This is a genomic window from Nocardia sp. NPDC056000 (genome assembly GCF_042269265.1).
GTDB lineage: Bacteria > Actinomycetota > Actinomycetes > Mycobacteriales > Mycobacteriaceae > Nocardia.
Map to the genome: position 1 here is coordinate 190,706 of NZ_JBHJXS010000018.1, position 20,460 is coordinate 211,165.

Annotated in this window: 23 protein-coding genes; 9 read left to right on the forward strand and 14 right to left on the reverse strand. The window is 66.7% G+C overall.

Annotated elements, in window-relative coordinates:
- Positions 1-6 precede the first annotated feature (6 nt).
- Entirely contained in the window at positions 7-786 is a 780-nt protein-coding gene (locus tag ACFC4D_RS41515) for a tyrosine-protein phosphatase (protein ID WP_376071805.1), read from the reverse strand.
- On the reverse strand, positions 776-2,941 hold the full coding sequence (locus ACFC4D_RS41520) for a pyruvate, phosphate dikinase (RefSeq protein WP_376071808.1): 2,166 nt from the start codon (positions 2,939-2,941) through the stop codon (positions 776-778). Before ACFC4D_RS41520 ends, ACFC4D_RS41515 begins: the two co-directional genes overlap by 11 nt.
- A 254-nt stretch (positions 2,942-3,195) precedes the next feature.
- On the opposite strand from ACFC4D_RS41520, the gene ACFC4D_RS41525 reads away from it, so the two are divergent.
- Positions 3,196-4,815 carry a FadD3 family acyl-CoA ligase gene (locus ACFC4D_RS41525; protein WP_376071811.1) on the forward strand — a complete coding sequence of 540 codons (1,620 nt, stop codon included), beginning with the start codon at positions 3,196-3,198 and terminating at the stop codon, positions 4,813-4,815.
- A 30-nt stretch (positions 4,816-4,845) separates the two neighbouring features.
- Here ACFC4D_RS41525 and ACFC4D_RS41530 read toward each other — a convergent pair whose 3' ends face one another.
- The 7 genes from ACFC4D_RS41530 to ACFC4D_RS41560 all read right to left on the reverse strand — a co-directional run bounded on the left by ACFC4D_RS41530 (position 4,846) and on the right by ACFC4D_RS41560 (position 10,769).
- Positions 4,846-5,439 (reverse strand): Dabb family protein, encoded by a 594-nt coding sequence (locus ACFC4D_RS41530; protein WP_376071814.1) that lies wholly within the window; start codon positions 5,437-5,439, stop codon positions 4,846-4,848.
- The gene (locus ACFC4D_RS41535; protein ID WP_376071817.1) at positions 5,436-5,762 is read right to left on the reverse strand and encodes a hypothetical protein; all 327 of its coding nucleotides are present in this window, start codon (positions 5,760-5,762) and stop codon (positions 5,436-5,438) included. Before ACFC4D_RS41535 ends, ACFC4D_RS41530 begins: the two co-directional genes overlap by 4 nt.
- Positions 5,759-6,661 (reverse strand): LLM class F420-dependent oxidoreductase, encoded by a 903-nt coding sequence (locus tag ACFC4D_RS41540; protein ID WP_376071820.1) that lies wholly within the window; start codon positions 6,659-6,661, stop codon positions 5,759-5,761. Before ACFC4D_RS41540 ends, ACFC4D_RS41535 begins: the two co-directional genes overlap by 4 nt.
- A gap of 111 nt (positions 6,662-6,772) precedes the next feature.
- Positions 6,773-7,588, reverse strand: coding sequence for an SDR family NAD(P)-dependent oxidoreductase (locus tag ACFC4D_RS41545; protein ID WP_376071823.1), 816 nt, complete (start codon positions 7,586-7,588; stop codon positions 6,773-6,775).
- 11 nt (positions 7,589-7,599) lie between these two features.
- Positions 7,600-8,331 (reverse strand): glucose 1-dehydrogenase, encoded by a 732-nt coding sequence (locus tag ACFC4D_RS41550; RefSeq protein WP_376071826.1) that lies wholly within the window; start codon positions 8,329-8,331, stop codon positions 7,600-7,602.
- 1 nt (position 8,332) lies between these two features.
- Positions 8,333-10,000 carry a 3-oxosteroid 1-dehydrogenase gene (gene kstD / locus ACFC4D_RS41555; RefSeq protein WP_376071829.1) on the reverse strand — a complete coding sequence of 556 codons (1,668 nt, stop codon included), beginning with the start codon at positions 9,998-10,000 and terminating at the stop codon, positions 8,333-8,335.
- A gap of 13 nt (positions 10,001-10,013) precedes the next feature.
- Positions 10,014-10,769: a glucose 1-dehydrogenase gene (locus ACFC4D_RS41560; protein WP_376071831.1), complete on the reverse strand. Its 756-nt coding sequence runs from the start codon at positions 10,767-10,769 to the stop codon at positions 10,014-10,016.
- 162 nt (positions 10,770-10,931) lie between these two features.
- Between ACFC4D_RS41560 and ACFC4D_RS41565 the strand changes: the two genes are divergently transcribed.
- The 5 genes from ACFC4D_RS41565 (at position 10,932) to ACFC4D_RS41585 (ending at position 14,902) form a co-directional block, all read left to right on the forward strand.
- The gene (locus tag ACFC4D_RS41565) at positions 10,932-12,053 is read left to right on the forward strand and encodes an LLM class flavin-dependent oxidoreductase (protein ID WP_376071834.1); all 1,122 of its coding nucleotides are present in this window, start codon (positions 10,932-10,934) and stop codon (positions 12,051-12,053) included.
- Between the two features lie 29 nt (positions 12,054-12,082).
- On the forward strand, positions 12,083-12,835 hold the full coding sequence (locus tag ACFC4D_RS41570; protein ID WP_376071837.1) for an SDR family NAD(P)-dependent oxidoreductase: 753 nt from the start codon (positions 12,083-12,085) through the stop codon (positions 12,833-12,835).
- 99 nt (positions 12,836-12,934) lie between these two features.
- Positions 12,935-13,876, forward strand: coding sequence for an alpha/beta hydrolase (locus tag ACFC4D_RS41575; RefSeq protein ID WP_376071840.1), 942 nt, complete (start codon positions 12,935-12,937; stop codon positions 13,874-13,876).
- A 62-nt stretch (positions 13,877-13,938) separates the two neighbouring features.
- Positions 13,939-14,400, forward strand: a complete 462-nt coding sequence (locus tag ACFC4D_RS41580; RefSeq protein ID WP_376071842.1) for a pyridoxamine 5'-phosphate oxidase family protein — start codon at positions 13,939-13,941, stop codon at positions 14,398-14,400.
- 88 nt (positions 14,401-14,488) lie between these two features.
- Positions 14,489-14,902: a DUF4189 domain-containing protein gene (locus ACFC4D_RS41585; protein WP_376071844.1), complete on the forward strand. Its 414-nt coding sequence runs from the start codon at positions 14,489-14,491 to the stop codon at positions 14,900-14,902.
- 46 nt (positions 14,903-14,948) lie between these two features.
- Here ACFC4D_RS41585 and ACFC4D_RS41590 read toward each other — a convergent pair whose 3' ends face one another.
- The 3 genes from ACFC4D_RS41590 to ACFC4D_RS41600 form a co-directional block, all read right to left on the reverse strand.
- On the reverse strand, positions 14,949-15,317 hold the full coding sequence (locus tag ACFC4D_RS41590; RefSeq protein WP_364629613.1) for a DUF5313 family protein: 369 nt from the start codon (positions 15,315-15,317) through the stop codon (positions 14,949-14,951).
- Entirely contained in the window at positions 15,317-15,781 is a 465-nt protein-coding gene (locus ACFC4D_RS41595; protein WP_376071893.1) for a MarR family winged helix-turn-helix transcriptional regulator, read from the reverse strand. The genes ACFC4D_RS41590 and ACFC4D_RS41595 overlap by 1 nt, the downstream gene beginning before the upstream one ends.
- A gap of 91 nt (positions 15,782-15,872) precedes the next feature.
- Positions 15,873-16,307, reverse strand: a complete 435-nt coding sequence (locus ACFC4D_RS41600) for a nuclear transport factor 2 family protein (protein WP_376071847.1) — start codon at positions 16,305-16,307, stop codon at positions 15,873-15,875.
- A gap of 103 nt (positions 16,308-16,410) precedes the next feature.
- Between ACFC4D_RS41600 and ACFC4D_RS41605 the strand changes: the two genes are divergently transcribed.
- Entirely contained in the window at positions 16,411-16,965 is a 555-nt protein-coding gene (locus tag ACFC4D_RS41605; RefSeq protein ID WP_376071850.1) for a helix-turn-helix domain-containing protein, read from the forward strand.
- Positions 16,966-17,131: 166 nt separating this feature from the next.
- Positions 17,132-18,352 carry an RtcB family protein gene (locus tag ACFC4D_RS41610; protein ID WP_376071853.1) on the forward strand — a complete coding sequence of 407 codons (1,221 nt, stop codon included), beginning with the start codon at positions 17,132-17,134 and terminating at the stop codon, positions 18,350-18,352.
- Positions 18,353-18,406: 54 nt separating this feature from the next.
- Here the strand turns inward: ACFC4D_RS41610 and ACFC4D_RS41615 are convergent, their stop codons facing one another.
- Positions 18,407-18,889: a hypothetical protein gene (locus ACFC4D_RS41615; protein WP_364629602.1), complete on the reverse strand. Its 483-nt coding sequence runs from the start codon at positions 18,887-18,889 to the stop codon at positions 18,407-18,409.
- Between the two features lie 101 nt (positions 18,890-18,990).
- Positions 18,991-19,737 (reverse strand): MBL fold metallo-hydrolase, encoded by a 747-nt coding sequence (locus ACFC4D_RS41620; RefSeq protein WP_376071856.1) that lies wholly within the window; start codon positions 19,735-19,737, stop codon positions 18,991-18,993.
- A 71-nt stretch (positions 19,738-19,808) separates the two neighbouring features.
- On the opposite strand from ACFC4D_RS41620, the gene ACFC4D_RS41625 reads away from it, so the two are divergent.
- A complete protein-coding gene (locus ACFC4D_RS41625) occupies positions 19,809-20,411 on the forward strand; it encodes a TetR/AcrR family transcriptional regulator (RefSeq protein ID WP_376071859.1) in 603 nt (200 codons plus the stop codon).
- Positions 20,412-20,460 lie beyond the last annotated feature (49 nt).

Consider the following 20,460-nt stretch of genomic DNA (forward strand, 5'->3'; position numbering starts at 1 on the left):
GGCGCGTCAGGCGGGTTCGACCATGGCCGCGCGGAAGGATTCCAGCTCATCCTCCGAAAGCCCGTTCGCGAGCAGCCATTTCGCCGCACCGCCGTGATCGGCGTACAGGTTCTCCAGGAAACCGAGCATCACCTGCGGGGTGATGGCCAGGATGCCGGTATTCGCCTGCGGCAGACCCGCATACGAGGGCAGGGCGTCCAGGCGGTCCCGGACACGCTGCATACGCTCATTGGTTAGAGCGTAATCGGCGGCGATCACCTCGGCGGGCACGCCCGCCACGTCGAGCAGGATCGCCGCCAGGACGCCGGTGCGGTCTTTGCCCGCGGCGCAATGGAACAGCAGCGAGCGGCGCTCCGGATCGATGATCAGCCGGACGGCGGCGACGATGTGTTCACCGCTGCCCGCCAGCAACTGACCGTAGAGGTCGGTGAGGTCGACCCGGGTCTTATCCGGGACGAGATCCCTTGCGGCCAGCGAGGACTGGGGTGACTTGCGAATGGGAAGGTTGGCGATGTGCACCGCGGCGTCGGCGAACAGGCCGTAACCCTCCCGCTCCACCTCGTCGGGCAGGCGCAGATCGATGATGGTGCGCAGGCCCAGGGGTTCGAGGAGCTGACCCAGGTCCGCGGGGGTGGCCTGCTGCAAGGTGCTGGAACGGAATACGACGCCGTAACGGGTGGTGCCGCCCCCGGTTACCGGAAGCCCGCCGAGATCGCGGACATTGTCGATCTCGGCGAAGTCGATCCAGCGCGAGACGGCCATGGCGGCCGCGGGATCAGTGGGCACGACCGGCCGCCGCTTCCTCGGCGCGGGTGAGACCGCACAGGCCGATCAGATCTTCGTGCAGTTCGAACCACACGGTGTGGTAGCTGTCCATGATGGGGCGGGCCACGTAGGTGTGATCTCCTTCGGCGATGCGCTCGACGGCGCGGTCCAGGCGATCGGCGTAGCGGGACAGGCGCGGGGCGAGGGTGCCCAGGCGCTGCACCAGGGGGCGCAGGGCGCGGTGGGTGTCGGCCAGGCGGGCGAGCACCGCCGCGTCGTAATCGGTATCGGCGTGGTCGTTGACCGTGGCCGGATCCTTCATCTGCCAGTCGGTGATGATGACCTTGAGATCGGCGTTGTAGACGCAGAATTCGTCGTAGGCGACGGTGAGGGCGGCGGCGTCGACGGTGCCGCGCTCCTCGGTGAGGAGCTGTTCCAGGCGGGGGCGGCCCTCGGGGGTGAGGCGGAAACCCGCGGGGGTGTTCGCGCACAGGCCCGCGTCCACGAGACCGGCGCAGTGCGTGGCGATTTCGGCCGCGTCGGCGAACAGGCTGAGCGCGAGGTTGTCGGCGTTCACCCGGCCCTTGATGCCGACCAGGCGCAGCAGCGCCAGTTCGGTGATGGGGGCGTGCGCGGTCGAAACCTGTTCCTGCTCGGTGGGTTCCGATCCGGTGGCACGCGCTTCGAGGCGCTGGGCGAGCTGATCGTCCGGCACGCCCGCCCACTGTGCCAGCTGGGCGACATCGGCGAGAATGACCTGTTCGACCGGCTTGGCGACGATCTCGCCGTCCAGTACGAGCCCGGCCCCGCCGTCGACGGTGACCGTGCGGCCGACCAGTGCCGCCACCACGCCCGGACCGCAGCCGACCACGCAGGGGCGGCCGAGTTCGCGGCTCACCAGCGCGGCATGCGATGTGGTGCCGCCCAATTCGGTGACGATGGCGCGGGCGGCGATCATGCCGTGCAGATCGTCCGGACTGGTGGTGGGGCGCACCAGGATGACGTCCTCACCGGCTTCGGCGCGGGTCTCGGCCTCATCGGGATCGGTCACGACCACACCGGAAGCCAGTCCGGGACAGGCGGATTCGCCGCGGGCGAGGGGTTCGCGACCGGTGGTGTCACCGGAGGCCGGGCGCAGCACCTCGCGCACCTGATCGGCGGTGATGCGATCCAGGGCCTCATCGGCGCTGATCAGACCCTCGGCCACCATGGCGACCGCGGTGCGCACCGCGGCCCGCGCGGACCGCTTGGCGGCGCGGGACTGCAACATCCAGAGGTTTCCGGATTCCACGGTGAATTCGATGTCCTGCATATCGCGGCCGTCGCGCTCGAGCAGTTCGGTGGCGGCGATCAGGCGCGCATGCACGGCGGGCTGGGTGGCGGCGAGCTCATCGAGCGGGCGCGGGGTGAGGCGGCCGGAGACCACATCCTCGCCCTGGCCGCCGACCAGCCATTCGCCGTAGACCGGTCCGTCGCCGGTATTGGGGTTGCGGCTGAACAGCACGCCGGTGCCCGATTCGGCATCGAGATTGCCGAACACCATGGCCTGCACGGTGACCGCGGTGCCGAGGGTGTCCGGCACGCCGCGATTACGGCGATAGGTCTTGGCGCGCGCGGAATCCCACGATCGGAACACCGCCTCGATGGCACCGCGCAACTGCTCCCACGGATCGACCGGCACGGTGCCGTTCGCATCGCCGAGCACGGTTTCGCGGTACTGGTGCACGAAGCGCGCACGCGTGTCATCGGCATAGCCGGGGTTGCCGGTCTCCTCGGCGAGGGCGCGCTGCACGGCATCGGTCATACCGAGGTTCAGCACCGTATCCATCATGCCGGGCATGGAGATGGCCGCGCCCGAGCGCACCGACACCAGCAGCGGCCGCTCGGCGGATCCGAACCGCCGGCCGGTGCCGCGCTCGATCCCGGCGATGCCCGCTCGCACCTGCTCCCAGATCTCCGCCGCGATCGCACCGCGCTCGGTGTAATCGGCCCAGCCCGCCGTGGTGATCACGAAGGCGGGCGGCACCGGCAGCCCGAGGGCCCGCATGTGATTGATGCTCCACGCCTTGCCGCCGATCCGCTGCCGCGACAGCTCGACCGCGCCGTCGAGTTCGACGACGGTCACGGCGTCGGCCGCCACATCGGGTCGCTGCGCAAGCTCCGCTCCGGCGGTCATGTCACTCCTTCGATGTTCTGAATTCATCAGCACTCCGCGCTCGCCGCTCACCGGCGGCCTGCCGGGCCACACCGCACGCCAACAGCTGCGGCAATCTCTCTGCCATCGAGCGTGCCGCGTGACCCCCCTCACCCCCAACCCGCATCCCGATCACCGGAACCCCTACGGCGACACGAATCGATGGCACGGCCGGTCAGCGGGATGGCACTGTGAAAACGGGCATCGGGGACCGGGGGTTGGGGCAGGATGGGCGGATGGATCGGCGGTATGCGGACTCCATCGGCGGCGGCTCCGCGAACGCCCCGGTCTCGACCATCCCCGCCCTGGTCGCGGATCGTGCGCGGCGCTATCCCGATGCGGTGGCGGTGGCGGGGCCCGTGGGGCGGCTCACCTTCGGCGAACTGGCCGCGGAGGTCGATGCGGTGACCCGGGCGGCGATCGCCTCGGGCATCGAGACCGGGGACCGGGTGGGCATGTGGGCGCCCAATGGCCTGCGGTGGATCGTGACCGCACTGGGCATGCTGGGCGCGGGGGCGACGCTGGTGCCGATCAGCACCCGGTTGCGCGGACCCGAGGCCGCCGAAGTGCTCACCCGCAGCGGGGCCAAGGCGGTGTGCACGGTGCAGGAATTCCTGGACCGGGACTATCCGGCGATGCTGGCCGAATCCGGTTATCCGCTACCGGCATTGGAACATCTGATCCTGCTCGACGACGCCCTGGGTGCGGCGGCCGAGCACTGGGATATCAGTTCCTGGGCGGGTTTTCTCGCGCCGGGCACGGTGGTGCCGCCGGACGCGATCACCGAGCGCCGGGCGGAGATCGATCCGGAATCCATCTCCGACATCCTGTTCACCTCCGGCACCACGGGCGCGCCGAAGGGCGTATTGGCCACGCACCGGCAGACTTTGGAGGTTTTCGCGCTCTGGGCCGATGCGGTGACACTGCGGCCGCGCGATAAATATCTGCTGGTCAATCCGTTCTCGCACACCTTCGGATACAAGGCGGGCATCATCGCCTGTCTGTTGCGCACCGCCACCATGATCCCGATCGAACGCTTCGACGCCGAAGCCGTGCTGCGGCTCATCGAACATGAGCGGATCACCGTATTGGCCGGTCCGCCAACGCTCTTCACCGATCTGCTGCGCGCCGACCACAGCGACTTCCTGCTGGGTTCGCTGCGGCTGGCGGGCACCGGCGGTGCGCCCATACCGGCCGAACTGGTGGAACGAATCCGCACCGATCTCGGTGTGCCCTACGTGTTCACCGCGTACGGCCTCACCGAATCGATCGGCGTCGTCACCATCTGCCCGCCCGACGCCCCCGCCGAACTGCTCTCCGATACGGCCGGAAAAGCCCTGCCCGGCACCGAGATCCGCATTGTCGACCAGAGCGGCGCGGATACCGCACCGGGCGAACCAGGCGAGATCATCGTCAAGGGCCCCAATGTCATGCGCGGCTACCTCGACGATCCGCAAGCCACCGCTGCCGTCATCGACCCCGGCGGCTACCTGCACACCGGCGATGTCGGCACCCTCGCCCCGGACGGCTACCTGCGCATCACCGATCGCCTCAAGGACATGTTCATCGTCGGCGGCTTCAACGCCTACCCCGCCGAAATCGAACGAGTCCTGTTGCAGCACCCCGCCGTTCACGACGTCGCGGTGATCGGCGTCCCCGACCCCCGTCTCGGCGAGGTGGGCCGTGCGGTGGTCGTACCGAACGATGACGCCGATCCGGATCCGGCCGACATCATCGAATGGTCGCGCACCCGCCTCGCGGGGTACAAGGTCCCCCGCGAGGTGGTCTTCACCGAACGCCTGCCGCGCAATTCCGGCGGCAAGGTCGTCAAGGGTGAACTGCGAAATCCGGCCTGACCGAACGTCTTCGCGGCGTTCGGCGGCGGATCAGACCCCGAGCACCGGCCCCGACGCCCACCGGTACAGGTGCGCGATGTCCGGTTCCACGATCGCGCCCGGCATCTCCGGATCGAACCAGCGGTCCACACTCGTCCAGTGATACGGATGCGCGAGGTATTCCCCGTTCAGCCCATCGGGATCGGTGAACTCCTGCTCCCAGCAATGGGTCCAGCGACTGTCACCGCCGACCCGGCTCAGGGCCCAGGATTTGATGGATCCGATGTGGTACGGCATCCCCATCAGATCCTGTTCGAACTCCGCCACGGCGTCAGCGGTGGTTCCGGTGCGCACGGTGAGCAGTAGCGTGCGCTTCACCCGCCGCGGCTGATCCAGCGGCACGATCTGTTCGGCCACCGGGATCAGCGGCACCACATCCACGGTCCCCGGCAGTTCCGAAATCAACTGCGCGGGCACGGTTTCGGCGGTCACATCCCAGACCGCGCCGAGTCCGCCGGTGCTGCCCGGCAGCTCCGCGCCCACCGAGCACCGATGCACCCCGCTCGCGAGTGCGGCCAATTTCGCCAAGCTCGTCTCGGGATGGTCCCCGGCGGGGAGTTCGCTCAGCATCACCCAGCGCTTCATAGCTGTTCCTCCTGTACCGCCATGACGTGCCGTTCCCGGCCGAGGGCGAGCGCATCGGTGGCGGCCCAGAATTCGGTCACCGCCGGATCGGCCGCGGCGGCGGCGCGCATACCGTAGAAGTCGTAGATTCCGGGAAGTTCCCAGATGATTTGCAGGGCAACGGCATCGGTGCCCGCGTGTTCGCGCAGCAGCTGCGGCCCGAGCAGACCGCGAGCGGTGGCCCCGGGCAGGTAGTCCGTCCGCCAGCGGGCCAGCCAATCCTCGACCTGGTCGGCGGGCAGGATCACGCGATCCAGTACGCGCACGGCGTTTTCCGCGCTCACAGCTTCGCCTCGATCTCATTGCGGTACCGATCCACATAACCGGCGAGGTGTTCGACGCCGTTCACCAGCGATTGCGGACCGAACAGCGGTGGGGTGAGCACGATCCGGCTCACGCCCGCCGTCACATACGGGCGTACGAAGTCGATATCGAATTCGCGGGCGAAATCGCAGGAACCCGGCCAGGCCGTCATTTCCACCGCATCCTCGGAACGCCCCGCGGCGAGCGCGGTTTCCCGGATCCGGTCCGCCCCACGGGCGAAATCCTCCGGCGTGATGGTGTACGGGAACCAGCCGTCACCGACCCGCCCGGCCCGGCGCACGGCGGGAGCGCTGTTGCCGCCCAGCACAATCGGGATGGAGCGCTCGGGTTGCGGCAGGCAGAACTGCTTCTCGAAGCCGATATGGGTGCCGGAGTAGCTCGCCGGCGCTTGCGTCCACAGCGATCGCATGGCACCGATGCAATCGTCCAGCCGCGCGCCGCGCTCCTCGAACGGCACCCCGATGGCCGCGTATTCCTCTTTCTGCCAGCCGATTCCGAGCCCGAGCAGCAGGCGTCCATCGGAGTGCCGGTCCAGCGTCGCGGCCCGTTTGGCCAGTACCACCGGACTGTGCAGCGGGGCCACCACCATGGCGGTGCCGAGCTTCAGGGTGCTGGAGGCGGCGGCCAGGAAGGCCAGCGTTTCCAGCGGATCGGTCATCGGTACGCCGAGATCGCCGCCGGGCATCTTCCCATCGGGCGAATACGGATACAGCGGTTCGTAATCCTGTGCCACCACAACGTGTTCCACGGTCCACACCGATTCGAGCCCGCATTCCTCCGCGGCGGCCGCGAATTCGCGCAGGAACTGACCCGAGGTGACCAAACCATCGAAATAGGGCATGAGCATGCCGATGCGCATCGACTGCCTCCAGTTATCCGAGTACCGGCCCGCTACGGGCCTTGCCCCGATAGCCCCGCACCCGGGCGGGGTGCGGGGCTGCGGGAAACCGGCCCGGGCTGCTGGCCGGTGTCAGATCTCCTTGCGCATCTGCGCGGTCAGCGGCTTCATGTATGCCGAGCCGAGCAGGCGGCGCATCCAGTTCATGGCCTTGGCGTCGGTGCCGATCAGAATGAGCGGCTTGTTCTTCTTCATGCCGTTGGCGATGATCTGCGCGCACTGTTCGGGCGAGGTCTTGGCCAGGCTGTCGAAGTTCGACGCCAGGGCATCGCGGTCGCGGTTGGCCGAAGCCCGTGCCTTCCAGGCGATTTCGGTCTTGATCATGCCCGGGTGCACCGACGAGACGCCGACATTGTGGCCCGCGATGATCATTTCCTGGCGCAGCGCGTCGGTGAAGGCGTGCATGGCGTACTTCGAGGAGCTGTAACCGCTCTGGCTCGGGCAGGCCACCAGGCCGAACATGGAGGACACATTGGCGATATGCCCGTCACCGGAGGCGATGACGTGCGGCAGGAAAGCCTTGGTGCCGTTGGCCGTTCCCCAGAAATTGATATTGAAGATCCACTCGAAGTCGTCCCAGGAGACATCCTCGACATTGGCGGTCAGCGAGACGCCCGCATTGTTGACGACGATATTCACCTTGCCGAAATCGGCGATCACATCATCGGCGTGCGCGTACACCGCGGCGCGATCGGTGACGTCCAGCTTGTAGGCGCGGGCTTTCGCACCGGCCTGCTCGCACAGCGCCGCGGTCTCGGCGACACTCTCGATATTGCGGCCCGAGAGCGCCAATTGCGCTCCGCCCCGGGCGAGTTCGAGGGCCAGGGCGCGGCCGATACCGGCACCGGCGCCGGTGATGACGGCGACTTTGCCGTGGAAGTCCTTCATAGCGTTTCCTTTTACTGAGTGGTGAAGCCGCCGTCGGCGATGAATTCCGACCCGGTGCTGTAGGAGGACTCGTCGGAAATCAGGAACAGGACCAGATTGGCCAGTTCCTCCGGGGTGCCCGGTCGCGCGATCGGCTGTTTGGCCGCAATCGACTGGGAGCGTTCGGAAGTCGCGACCATCTCGGTGGCGACAATGCCCGGGTGCACGGAATTGACGCGGATATTGTCGGCCGCGAATTCCTGCGCGGCGGTCTTGGACATACCGCGCACCGCCCACTTCGAGGCGACGTACCCCAGGATGTTGGAGTAGCCGATCAGCCCGCCGGTCGAGGAGATATTCACGATCGAGCCGACGCCCGCGCGGCGCATGGAGCCGACGACGGCCTTCATACCCAGGAAGACACCGACCTGATTCACGTCGATGACCTTGCGGTAGTCCGCCTCGGACAGCTTCTCGATCGAGTCCACGTGCACGATGCCCGCATTGTTGACCAGCCCGGATACCGGCCCGAACCGCTCCTCGGCGGTGGCGACCACATCGTTCCAAGCCGCCTCGTCGGTCACGTCCAGGGGCAGGAACAGCGCGTTCTCGCCGAGTTCGGCGGCCAGCGCCGCGCCCTCCTCGATGAGCACATCGGTGATGACGACCTTGGATCCCTCGGCGGCGAGCTTGCGCGCGAACGCCGCGCCCATACCGCGCGCACCGCCGGTGACGATCACATTCTTGGTGCCGACGCGTCCCATATCAGTGCTCTTCCAGATCGGCGAGATGGTTGGCGGCGATGTATCCGAAGACCATCGCGGGTCCGATGGTCGCGCCCGCACCGGCGTAGTCATTGCCCATGACGGCGGCCGAATTATTGCCCGCCGCATAGAGACCGGTGATCACCGCGCCGTTGTCGTCCAGCACGCGGGAGTGCTCGTCGGTGACCAGACCGCCCTTGGTGCCGAGATCGCCGGGCACCATTTCCACCGCGTAGAACGGGCCGCGGGTGAGCGGTGCGAGGGTCGGGTTCGGCTTGACGGTCGGATCGCCGTAGTAGCGGTCGTAGGCCGAATCACCGCGCAGGAAGTCCTCATCGCGGCCGTTCTCGGCGAAACCGTTGAAGCGTTCGACGGTGGCCTGCAATTTATCCGCCGGAATGCCCAGCTTGCCCGCCAGTTCGGCCAGGGTATCGGCCTGCTTGATGATGCCCTTGTCGAAATACGCCTGCGGCAGTGGACGTTTGGGGAAGTTGCCCAGGAACAGGTACCGATCGCGGAAGTTCTGGTCGAAGATGAAGTGCGCGGGAATGCTGCCGACCCCGGCGGCCTCCTGCTCGTACATCTTGTGCACCACGTTCACGTACGGCGCGGATTCGTTGACGAAGCGCTCACCATTGTCATTGACCATGATCGCGCCCGGCTGCGAACGCTCGGCCAGGCAGAAGAACGGCGGACGGCCCTCGGGGCTGCGCACCGACGGACCCCACCAGGCGTCATCCATGAGATCGACAGCGCCACCGGCTTTTTGGCCCGCCACAATGCCCTCGCCGACGTTCTCGGTCGCGCCCACGGTCCATTCGGTGGACTGCGGTCCGGGAATGTACTGCTTGCGCATTTCCAGGTTGTGCTCGAAACCGCCCGCGGCCAGCACCACACCGCGGCGCGCCTTGATGGTGACCTGCTTGCCCTCATGCTCGGCGACCACGCCGACGACCGCGCCGCCCTCGGAAATCAGTTCCGTCAGCGGGGTATTCAGCCATACCGGCACCCCGGCATCGCGCAGCGACAGCCACAGCCGGGCGGCGAGGGCCTTGCCCAGGCTCAACGGCAGCGCGCCCTTGGCCAGCGCCAGCGCGGTGCGCGCGCCGACCTTGACCGCGGTCTTCTTACCGGCCCAGGTGCGGGCGATCATATTCAGATCGTGGAAATCGCTGACCGTGATGGCGATGCCCTTGGGCGCGGACATGGTCGGCTGGTTGATCTTGTGCAGGTCGCCGCCGAGCAGCCGCCCGTCGATCACCTTGGGTTCGATGCTGCGGCCCTGCGCCAGACCGCCCGGGAACTCCGGGTGGTAGTCGGAATAGCCGCGGTCGTAGACGAATTCCCAATGCTGCGAGCGAGCGCCGATGTAGGAGAACATCTCCGGGCCCTTGTCCAGGAACGCCCGCTGCTTGGCTTCCGGAACCCGATCGCCGACAACGGCTTTCAGGTAGGTGCGGGCCATGGTCGGGCTGTCGGGCACACCCGCGGCCTGCAGTACCGGGTTATTGGGCACCCAGATGCCGCCGCCGGAGCGCGCGGTGGAGCCGCCGAACAACCGGCTCTTCTCGATCAGGGTCACCGACAGCCCGCGATAGGCGGCGGTCAGCGCGGCGGTCATACCGGCCGCGCCGGAACCTACGACGACGACGTCGAATTCGAATTCCATTGAGTATCAGTCCTTAATAGCCGCAGCTGGTGAGCATGCCGCCGTCGACGACGAATTCGCCGCCGGTGCAGTAGCTCGAGGCGTCCGAGGCCAGGAAGAGTGCCACTTCGGACACCTCGACCGGCTGACCCCAGCGCGGAATGGGCAGATCGGAGAAGAAGGAATTGCCGTCCAGACCGGTCGCACCGGCGACCGAGGCGGTCATGGGGGTGGCAATGCCGCCCGGATGGATGGAGTTCACCCGGATACCCGAATGCCCCAGCTCCCGCGCGGCGGATTTGGTGAGCCCGCGCAGTGCGAACTTGCTCGCGCTGTAGGCGGACAGGCCGGCCGCGCCCACGAACCCCTCGACGGAGGACACGTTGACAATGGACCCGCCACCGGATTCGATCATGGCGGGCGCGGCGGTCCTGATACCGAGGAAAGACCCGGTCACATTGATGGACTGCATGAGGTTCCACTCGTCGAGGGTCATCTCGAGCAGCTTCTTGAACCGCAGGATGCCCGCGTTGTTGACCAGCACGTCCAGGCGGCCGAACTGGGCGATCGTCGCGGAAGCCGCTGCCTGCCAATCGCTTTCGCTCGTGACATCCTGATGCACGAAAAGCACGGCGTCGCCGAGCTCGGCTTCGAGGGCCTTACCCTCCTCATCGAGCACATCGCCGAACACCACCCGCGCGCCCTCGGCCACGAAGCGGCGCACATGCTCGGCTCCCATGCCTCGCGCACCGCCGGTGACTAGCGCGACCTTCCCGTCCAGCTGTCCCACCGAATCCCGTCCTTCCTCAGCGTTTGAACCGACGCTAAGACCGGGGCCGGGGTGCGGCACGGTGTGGTCCCGGCCACTGAGACATCCGAATGACCTGAGGGTTTGAGTCCTGAACTATTCCGGTTAGGCATAGCGGCCGGATAGGCGGTAGGGAGCACCCGGATGAAGTTCTCGATGATCTTCGAGGCGCAGATGGCCGACCCGACGGCGGCCCATGAGGCGCGGGTGCTGCACGACTCCGTGGCACAGGCGGTGCTCGCCGATCAGGTCGGCTTCGACACCGTATGGGCGGTCGAACACCACGGGCTCAAGTGGTACGCGCATATGAGCGCACCGGAGATCTTCCTGACCTGGGTAGCCGCCAAGACCGAGCGGATACGCATCGGGCACGGCGTGGTGTGCATGCCGTTCAACTTCAATCATCCGGTGCGGGCGGCCGAACGCGCGGCCATGCTCGATGTGCTGTCCGGCGGGCGGCTGAACCTGGGCGCGGGACGCGGATCCACCGCCGTCGAAACCTCCATGTGCGGAGTCGATCCCGATCGCACGCATCAGGAGGTGGAGGAATCGCTGCGGATGATCGCGGCCGCCTGGCAGCATCCGGAGAGCGAATTCTCCTATCACGGTGAGCTTTTGGATATCGAGCCGCATCATCTGCTGCCGCGTCCGGTACAGCGCCCGCATCCCCCGCTGTTCATGGCGTGCACCCGCAAGGACACCCTGAAACTCGCCGCCGACTACGGAATCGGTGCGCTGGTACTGGGTTTCGGCGGTATCGAGGAGATCGCCGAACTGCGCCGCATCTATGACACCGCCATTGCCGAGCGCACCGGGGAGCGGTTCGTCTCCACCGTCGTGAACGATCACTTCGCGGCGCTGTGCCCGACCATCGTGCTCGATGATCGCGAACGCGCGCGGCAGATCGGCGCGCGCGGGCAGCGGTTCTTCGCACAGGCCATCAAGCATTATTACGGTGCGGGACCGGTACCGGACGAGGCCGTGGACCCGGACGCCGACGAGATCGCGAATATGCGCGCGGCCGCCGAGGAACACGTCGCCTACCTGCACGAAGCCAAGATTCCGGTGAAATCCGGATCCACCGCCATCTTCAATACCGATCACGCCTACGGCACCGCCGACGACGCCATCGCGTACGTCGAGCGGCTGCGGGCCGCGGGCGCGGACGAGATCCTGTGCCTCATCCAGATGGGCACGGTGCCGCAGGACGCCTGCATGGAAACCATTCGCCAGTGGGGCGAGAAGGTCATTCCCCACTTTCAGTAGCAAGCAGATCTAGTAGAAGGAGCCCCCACATGGCTGATCTCACCGGCAAAGTCGCCCTGATCACCGGCGCGGCGCGCGGACAGGGCGCGGCCGAGGCGCGACTGTTCGTCGAACGCGGCGCGCAGGTCGTCATCACCGACGTCCTGGAGACCGAGGGTAAGGAACTCGCCGAATCCCTCGGCGAGGCAGCGCGTTTCGTCAAGCACGATGTCTCGGACGTGGAGAGCTGGGATGCGGCCGTGGCCGTGGCCGTCTCGACGTTCGGCAAGCTGGACGTGCTGGTCAACAATGCGGCGATCTACATTATGAAGCCGCTCATGGAGACCGAATCCGCTGAGCTGGAACGCATTCTGAAGGTGAACCTGGTCGGCGCGTTCAACGGCATCAAGGCCGCGGTTCCGGCCATGATCGCGGCGGGCGGCGGGTCCATCGTCAATATCTCCTCGCAGTCCGGGCTCGAAGGTCTGATGAACCACGCCGCCTACGGCTCGTCCAAATGGGGTCTGCGCGGACTGAGCAAGGTCGCCGCACTCGAGTTGGGGCTGAACCAGATTCGCGTCAACTCCATCTACCCCGGACCCATCGCCACCCCGATGGTTCCGTACCTGACCACCGGTCCGGGCAGCTTCCCCAATCTGCCGCTGGAGCGCAGCGGGCTGCCCGAGGAAGTCGCCGAACTCGTCGCCTTCCTGGCCTCCGATGCCGCCGGATACATCACCGGCGCGGAGGTCTCCATCGACGGCGGCTTGGCGGCGGGCAAGTTCATTCCGCGCGGTATGTAGTTCAGACCTCATGGCGGGAGCGCCGCCCGCGCCTGCGAAGCGGGCGGCGCTCCACTTACCCGAAACCCACAGTTCCCCAGCCCATCCCAGGAGTCCGCGATGCCCCTGTCGCCGGAATGGCAAGCCTTCACCGATGCGGCCACCGCCGCTTTCCCCGAGCTCGGCACCAAGGTGGTCGATGCCGCCGAGGCGCGGGCATTCCTGGCCGCGCGACCCGCGCCGCCCGCCGTCGAGCCGATTCCCGTTGGCGGGGTCGAGGATTGGCTGGTGCCGGGGCCCGAGGGCGCACCCGAGGTGCCGGTGCGGATCTATCGGCCCGCGCTCACCGAACGGACGCCGGGAGTCGTGGTGTTCTATCACGGCGGCGGTTTCGTGCTCTGCAATCTCGAGAGTCACGATAAATTCTGCCGTGTCATGGCGAATGAGGCCGGGGTCATTGTCATTTCGGGCGACTACCGCCGCGCACCGGATGCCCGTTTCCCGGCCGCCTCGGATGACGCCTACGCCGTGCTGCGCTGGGTCGCCGACCATGCCGAAGCCCTGGGCGGTGATCCGGCACGGCTGGCAGTGGCCGGTGACAGCGCGGGCGGCACCCTCGCCACCGTCGCCGCCATCCAGGCCCGCGATAACGGCGGTCCGGATATCGCGTTCCAGCTGCTGCTCTATCCCATGCTGGATCCGGCCTGCGATTCGGTCTCGCATACCGAGAATGCCACCGGCTACTTCACCACCTCGGCCCAAATACGCTGGTACTGGGAGCAATACCTGAATTCGGGCGATGACGCGTCGGACCCGTACGCCAATCCGCTGCTCGCCGATCTGACGGGACTGCCACCGGCCTATATCGCCAGTGCCGAGTTCGATCCGCTGCGCGATGAGGATGAGCACTACGGCCGACTGCTGCGCGATGCCGGGGTGCCGACCGAGATCCACCGCTGGAATGGGACCATCCACGGGTTCATGACGATGGCCTGGCATCTTCCGGAGACCCGGCAGGCCAATGGCTCCGCCTTCACGGCCCTGCGCAAAGCGCTCTCCTGAGCGAAGTAGTACGATCACTCCATATAGAGCAATCGATCTATATGGAGTGACAGGAGAACGCGATGTCCGAGGGTCCGCACACCGCCGAACTATTCGAGATCGCCGCGGCATTGCTGCGCGCCAACACCTACGGCTTCCTCATCACCATCGGCGATGAGATCCCCAATGCCCGGCTGGTGCAGCACGTCGGCCTCGACGACGACGGGACCATCTGGATCGGCACCAGCCCGAAATCCCGCAAGGCCGCCGATATCGCCGCGCATCCGAAGGTCACCTACGCGGTACAGGACCGGGACACCCCGGCCTATGTGAGCGTGCACGCCACCGCCGAGATCGTCGATGACCTCGCCACGCGAAAAGAGCGCTGGATCAACGGCTTCGAGAAATTCTTCCCCGCCGGACCGGACGGTGACGACTTCGTACTGCTGCGGCTGCGCCCGCACGCGGTGGAGGTGATGGACTTCGCGCGGCAGATCCATCCGGACCCGTTCGGGCTGCTACCCGCGCGTGCCGTGCGCGACTGATTCGGTTCACCCAAGCCGACCAGGCGAGCAAGGTCGATCGTCTACTATCGGCCTCGTTCGCCCAGTTTCTGAAACGTCAGGAATTCTCTTGTCGGTTGCTCGAATCACCGCACTCACCGCGGCCGTGACCATGCCCTGCGCCCTGGCCGCCGCCACCGCGCACGCCGCACCGCAGTACTACGGCGCGATCGCGGTCTCCAAGCTCAAGAACGGCGGCGTCGTCACCGCCGAGAACACCAAGGTGACCGCGGACGCCGCCGCCATCCGCGATTGCGCCAACTACGACTGCGAAATCGTCTTCCGCTTCACCGACGGGTGCGGCGCGCTCGCCCAGGGCGCGGACGGCGCATTCGGCTGGGCCGCAGCGGGTTCCCGCGAAGAAGCCGAAGGTGCGGCGGTCGCCGGGCTCGGCGAGAGCAACCCGCCGTTCCCCGACCTCGGCAGCGCCAGCCCGCGCGCGGCCAAGGTCATCGCCTCGGCCTGCACCAAGAACGCACAGTAGACGCCAACGGCAGCGACCGAATAGGTTCGGCCGCTGCCATTTTCGGCTATCGCCCGTAGCGGGCCTCGTACGCCGCGCGTTCTGCCGCGCGTTGTGAAGCTCGCGTCGGGTTCTCCAAATCTGCTGGGAGGCCGTGCTTTTCCAGTCGATGCGCGCGGTTCATCGGCATGTACGCGATGATGTAGAACCCCGCCAGCAGCACGGCGAGCAGAATCATGCTGGCGCGCAACCACAATTCGCCCGGGAACAGCAGGAACGCCGCGAAGATCGGCAGCAGCGGGAACATGCCGCGCACCAAATGCCGTGGCACCGCGAACTTTCCGGTCAGATCATTGCGGACCCACTCCTGGAGCTCATCCGGGAGTCGCATACCGCACGAATAGCCGATCCACTGCGCCGGATTGGGATGCTTCATCACCGGGTTCCCTTCGTGTCCGACAGCACCGATCGGCGCGCCGCCTGATTCACGCGATTGAGCACCTCGCGCAGATCCTCCAGATCGGCCAGGCTGACGCCGAGCCGTTCCACCACCGCCGGTGGAATCCTCTCGGCCTGCGCACGCAGTTCGCGCCCGGCCGCGGTCAGATCGATGACGAGATTGCGCTCATCGTGCGCGTCCCGCCGCCGGGTGATGAGCCCGGCGGCTTCGAGCCGCTTGAGCAGCGGCGACAGCGTCGGCGAATCGAGTTGGATGGCCTCGCCGATATCCTTCACCGACATCGGGGCCTCTCCCCACAGCGCCAGCATCACCAGATACTGCGGGTGCGTGAGACCCATCGGTTCGAGCAGCGGCCGGTAGACGGCCAGCACCGCGCGATTGGCAACGGCCAGCGCGAAACACACCTGCCGGTCCAACCGCAGCGGATCCTCGACATCCAACTCCACAGCTCAGCCCTCCTCGATCCAATCCGTTAGGGCCATAATAGTTAATGCACTAACTGTTGGCACGCGATCGAGTGGGTCATCCGGGTCACACCTGTTCGCGCAGCCTTCCGGACAGCGCGAGCAGGCGCGCGGTGTCCATGTAGTCACGGAAGAGCACGACCTGACCGTCGCGCACCCGGACCACATTGACCGAGGTGCGCACCCGGACGCGCGGTTCGCCCTTGCGGGTGAGCTCGACATCGTTCTCCACGAAAAACAGTCCGGGATCGGTGGTTTCGTAGATGGCCGCGACGATGGCGTGCACCTGCACCTCGGTGACGCTGCCCGACCACCAGCGGGCCAGATGCTCGCGAATCTCTTCGCGGCCTTCGAAGCGGGTCTGCATTCCCGGAATCGTGAAGGGGATTTCGAAGACGGCATCGGGGGCCATCAGTGCGGCGAAGGCGTCCGGATCACGGTCCGGCAGGCCGTTGAAGAGTCGTTCTACCAGTTCACGAGGGGTTTCCACGGCAGTGGACATGAGGTCTCCACGGGATTGGGAAGTATTCGAAATTAAACGGAACGTACGCCCCGATTAGTATTCGGGGCGCTCGCCCCGGTTGTCAATGGGTAGGCTGCCGGTGATGACCGAACGCCCGCTCCGCGCCGACGCCCGCCGCAATCGCGAGCGGGTGCTCGCCGCCGCGCAGGAAGCCTTTGCCGCGGAGGGCATTTCGGTACCCCTGGACGAGATCGCGCGGCGCGCGGGCGTCGGCGCGGGCACCGTGTACCGCCACTTCCCCACCAAGGAAGCACTTTTCGAGGCCGCCATCGTCGATCGCGTCGACCGCATGACCGGCCGCGCCCGCGATGCGCTCACCGCCGACGACGCGGGCGCGGCCTTCTTCGCCTTCCTGCGGCAGATGGATTCCGGCGGCGGCGTCAAACGCGATCTCGCCGATGCGCTCGGACCACAGGGCGCGCACACCTACGCGGGCCCGACACGAGAGCTGCAGTCCACCATCGGCGAATTGCTCACTCGCGCACAGCGAGCCGGGGCGGTGCGCGGCGATATCGAACTCGGCGACCTCATGTCGGTCCTCAAGGGTTTCTTCATCGCCGTACATCTGGACGCCATGGATGCCGCACAACGCGAACGAGGATTCGCCGTCATCCTCGACGGCCTGCGCCCCCGCTGAACTATTCAATCGCGAATCGCTGACCATTCGCATGGTGGTCCCCGTTCCCCAGCAGCCGATTTCGTCGAACCCTGAGCTGTTCCGGGGCGTATGCCCGCCGAAAATGCGGTGCGCCCCGGCGGAAGGGCACCTACGGTGAAGGGCAATCCGAAGGAAGGAATGTCCAATGTTTCCCGTAGAGCTGCGCGGAACTCGAGCGCAGACGCTCATGTGGGCCCACGAGCACGAGGTCGAGCCCGCCGCCCTGCAACAGCTGCGCAATATCGCCGCGCTGGAATGGGTGCACGGGGTACGGGTCATGCCGGATGTGCACCTCGGCAAGGGGGCGACGGTCGGGTCCGTCATCGCGATGCGGGACGCGGTCTCGCCCGCGGCCGTCGGCGTCGATATCGGGTGCGGAATGGAAGCCGTGCGGACCTCACTGAAGGCGAGCGATCTGCCCGACAGCCTGCACGCGTTGCGCACCCGGATCGAAGCGGCGGTGCCGGTCGGCTTTGCGGCACACGATGATTCGGTGAATGTGAATCGGCTGAACGCTGAGGTCTCCGGGCACCAGGTCAGCAATTCGCAGCGCGCCGGATGGGATCGGTTCTGGAAGGGCTTCGCGGCACTGGATCCGGCGGTGCAGTCGCGAGAGTCCAAGGCGCACAAGCAGATGGGCACGCTGGGCGGAGGGAATCACTTCTGCGAGGTTTGTCTGGATTCGGAGCAGCAGGTATGGATTCTGCTGCATTCCGGAAGCCGGAATATCGGTAAGGAACTGGCCGAGCGACATATGGCCGTCGCGCGCGTGCTCCCGCATAACCAGGACCTGCCGGACAAGGACCTCGCCGTATTCGTCTCCGGTACACCGGAAATGGCTTCGTACCGCCGCGATCTGACGTGGGCGCAGGAATACGCCGCCCGCAATCGAGCGGTAATGCTGGCGCTGGTGTGCAGGGCGGTGCGCGAGGAATTCTCCGAACGCGAAGTTGTTTTCGACAAGCCTATTTCCTGCCATCACAACTATGTGGCGGAGGAGATTATCGACGGGGTTCCCATGCTCGTCACTCGTAAGGGTGCGGTGCGGGCGGGGAAGGGGGATTTGGCGTTGATTCCGGGGTCGATGGGGACGCGGTCGTATGTGGTTCGGGGGAAGGGGAATCCGGATTCGTTCTACTCGGCTTCGCATGGGGCGGGGCGGCGGATGAGTCGGAATGCGGCCAAGCGGCAGTTCACTGTTGCGGATCTCATCAAGCAGACCGAGGGGGTGGAGTCTCGGAAGGATGCGGGGGTGGTGGATGAGATTCCGGGTGCGTACAAGGACATCGATCAGGTGATCGCGGCGCAGGGGAATCTGGTGGATGTGGTGCATACGCTGCGACAGGTGCTGTGCGTGAAGGGGTGAGGGGTGTTCCGGCGCAATCGGATTCGGTTGCGCCGGAACGGGTTCGGTGACCGGTCAGCGGCGGCGCAGGGTGGTGGCCACGCCCGCGCCGATCAGGAGGATGCCCACTATCAGCGGGAAGCCGGATTGCAGCCATTGGTAGAGGGCCACGTGCAGGTCATCGCTGATGCGGGGTAGATCGCCGATGATGCGGAAGGTGTCGTCGGGGAAGATCAGGTGCAGCAGGCCGGGAAGCACGCCCCAGATCAGGCCCGCCACAATGGTTCCCGCCGGAGAGTAGGCGGCCAGGGCTGCGACCAGTAGGAACAGGGCCGCGCCGAACAGGATTTGCAGGGTGGAGCCGAGACGGTCGGCGAAGTCACCCAGGATTCCCCACTGGCGCATATCCGCCGCGCCCCGGGCGGCGAAGACAATGCCGATGGGCGTGAGGATCAGGCAGACGAGCGCGCCGGTGAGAGCTCTCGAAACCCCTCCGCTACTGCGAAATTGCGCCCCCGGTGGCGTCCACCCGGCGGGCGACGGAAACTTCTCCGGCATGACCGTCTCCCTGTCACCGGAAGACCGCGCGGTTCCGGCACCTCATTGTCCGCCACCACCGGGGATTGTGCGCGATCTTGACCGAGCCGCAACGAAGCTGGTCACACGGTGAGCGATATGCCCGGATCCAGGATGTGCACCTTGGTATCCGGGGCCAGATCGGCGGCGGCATCGAGGTAGAGATCCGGGCGATTGCGATCGGATTTGGTCATGACGCGATCCCCTATCGGGCCGCTGGTGAAGGCGTAGTGGATGGGCACCGACAGGCGGGGACGCAGGGCGCGGGTGAGATCGGCGGCCTCGGCGGCGTCCATGACGACCTGATGGTTCAGCAGCGGGCGGATCCGCAGGCCATTGATGGGGAGCAGGGCCAGATCGATATCCGGAAAGCGGCGGGCGACCTCATCCAGTTCGGCGATGCGCAGGGTGTCCGCGCCGAAATAGACGGTGTGGCCATCCGCGCGCAGCACGAAAGTCACTTCGGGGACACCGTGTTTCGCGGGTGCGGCAGTCACCTCCACAGGGCCGAGGTGAGTGGTCTGCCAGGGCGCGAGTTCGGTCACATTGGCGAAACCGGCCGCGCGCACCTTGGCGGCCAGACCGGGCACCACCGCGAAAGGCACTGTCCTGTCCGGATATTCGATCAGGGCAGCCAGATCGCAGTGGTCGTAGTGCTCATGACTGATGACGATGCCCGCGAGCTCGGGCAGGTCGGCGGCGGTGGCGATACTGCGCGGTTCGCCCTGGTAGTAGAAGCGGCGTTCGGAGAGCCACGGATCGGTGAGGATGCGCGCGCCACCGAAATCGAGCAGGACGCTGGCGTGGACGACGCGGGTGACTGTGAGCATGGGTTCTTCCTTAACAAGACAGCCGTCTGCTTACTGGTGTAAGTAGACGGCCGTCTTGGTACGCTGTCAAGGTGTCGGACAAACCCATTCGCAGCCGTAATCGCCGCGGCGAGGGCGCACTGCTGCGCGCAGAACTGGTGACGGCGGCCAGCACGCTGCTGGAAGATCTGGACGGGCAGGAGGCGCTGTCACTGCGCGCTGTGGCCCGCGCCGCCGGGATCGCACCGCAGAGCGTGTACCTGCATTTCGCCGATCGGCGTGAGCTGTTGACGGCGGTGTACCAGGTCCGGTTCGCCGAATTGCGCGAGACGCTGGAGACCGCGCGCGATGCGGTTCCGAAAGGCAATGCCGCCGAACGGCTTTCATCCATCTGCCACGCCTACGTCGACTACGGCACCCGGAATCCCGGTCACTACCGCGTCCTGTTCGGCACCGCGGGCACACCCGGATGGGAACCCACCGAGGGGCAGCTCCCCGGGCTGCCGACCATGCGACTGCTCATCGACGCGGCCGCCGACTGCGGCAGCACCGACCCGGACGCCACGGCCCTATGCCTCTGGGCCGCCATGCACGGCATGATCACGCTCCGCCAGGATCGCCCCAGCTTCCCCTGGCCGCCGCTCGACACCTTGATCCGCACCATGGTCGACGCACACCTCGCGGCAGCCGTCTGAGCACGCGGGTCCCCCTCGTCATCCCGGCGCGTTTTTGGCCGGGATCCAC

Coding starts and splice junctions, on each gene's coding strand:
- kstD (WP_376071829.1), bottom strand. CDS start 10,000: ATGGAATTCGAATTCGACGTCGTCGTCGTAGGTTCCGGCGCGGCCGGT.
- ACFC4D_RS41545 (WP_376071823.1), bottom strand. CDS start 7,588: ATGAAGGACTTCCACGGCAAAGTCGCCGTCATCACCGGCGCCGGTGCC.
- ACFC4D_RS41600 (WP_376071847.1), bottom strand. CDS start 16,307: ATGTCCACTGCCGTGGAAACCCCTCGTGAACTGGTAGAACGACTCTTC.
- ACFC4D_RS41580 (WP_376071842.1), top strand. CDS start 13,939: ATGTCCGAGGGTCCGCACACCGCCGAACTATTCGAGATCGCCGCGGCA.
- ACFC4D_RS41610 (WP_376071853.1), top strand. CDS start 17,132: ATGTTTCCCGTAGAGCTGCGCGGAACTCGAGCGCAGACGCTCATGTGG.
- ACFC4D_RS41615 (WP_364629602.1), bottom strand. CDS start 18,889: ATGCCGGAGAAGTTTCCGTCGCCCGCCGGGTGGACGCCACCGGGGGCG.
- ACFC4D_RS41605 (WP_376071850.1), top strand. CDS start 16,411: ATGACCGAACGCCCGCTCCGCGCCGACGCCCGCCGCAATCGCGAGCGG.
- ACFC4D_RS41565 (WP_376071834.1), top strand. CDS start 10,932: ATGAAGTTCTCGATGATCTTCGAGGCGCAGATGGCCGACCCGACGGCG.
- ACFC4D_RS41620 (WP_376071856.1), bottom strand. CDS start 19,737: ATGCTCACAGTCACCCGCGTCGTCCACGCCAGCGTCCTGCTCGATTTC.
- ACFC4D_RS41540 (WP_376071820.1), bottom strand. CDS start 6,661: ATGCGCATCGGCATGCTCATGCCCTATTTCGATGGTTTGGTCACCTCG.
- ACFC4D_RS41520 (WP_376071808.1), bottom strand. CDS start 2,941: ATGACCGCCGGAGCGGAGCTTGCGCAGCGACCCGATGTGGCGGCCGAC.
- ACFC4D_RS41590 (WP_364629613.1), bottom strand. CDS start 15,317: ATGAAGCATCCCAATCCGGCGCAGTGGATCGGCTATTCGTGCGGTATG.
- ACFC4D_RS41530 (WP_376071814.1), bottom strand. CDS start 5,439: ATGAAGCGCTGGGTGATGCTGAGCGAACTCCCCGCCGGGGACCATCCC.
- ACFC4D_RS41525 (WP_376071811.1), top strand. CDS start 3,196: ATGGATCGGCGGTATGCGGACTCCATCGGCGGCGGCTCCGCGAACGCC.
- ACFC4D_RS41570 (WP_376071837.1), top strand. CDS start 12,083: ATGGCTGATCTCACCGGCAAAGTCGCCCTGATCACCGGCGCGGCGCGC.
- ACFC4D_RS41550 (WP_376071826.1), bottom strand. CDS start 8,331: ATGGGACGCGTCGGCACCAAGAATGTGATCGTCACCGGCGGTGCGCGC.
- ACFC4D_RS41575 (WP_376071840.1), top strand. CDS start 12,935: ATGCCCCTGTCGCCGGAATGGCAAGCCTTCACCGATGCGGCCACCGCC.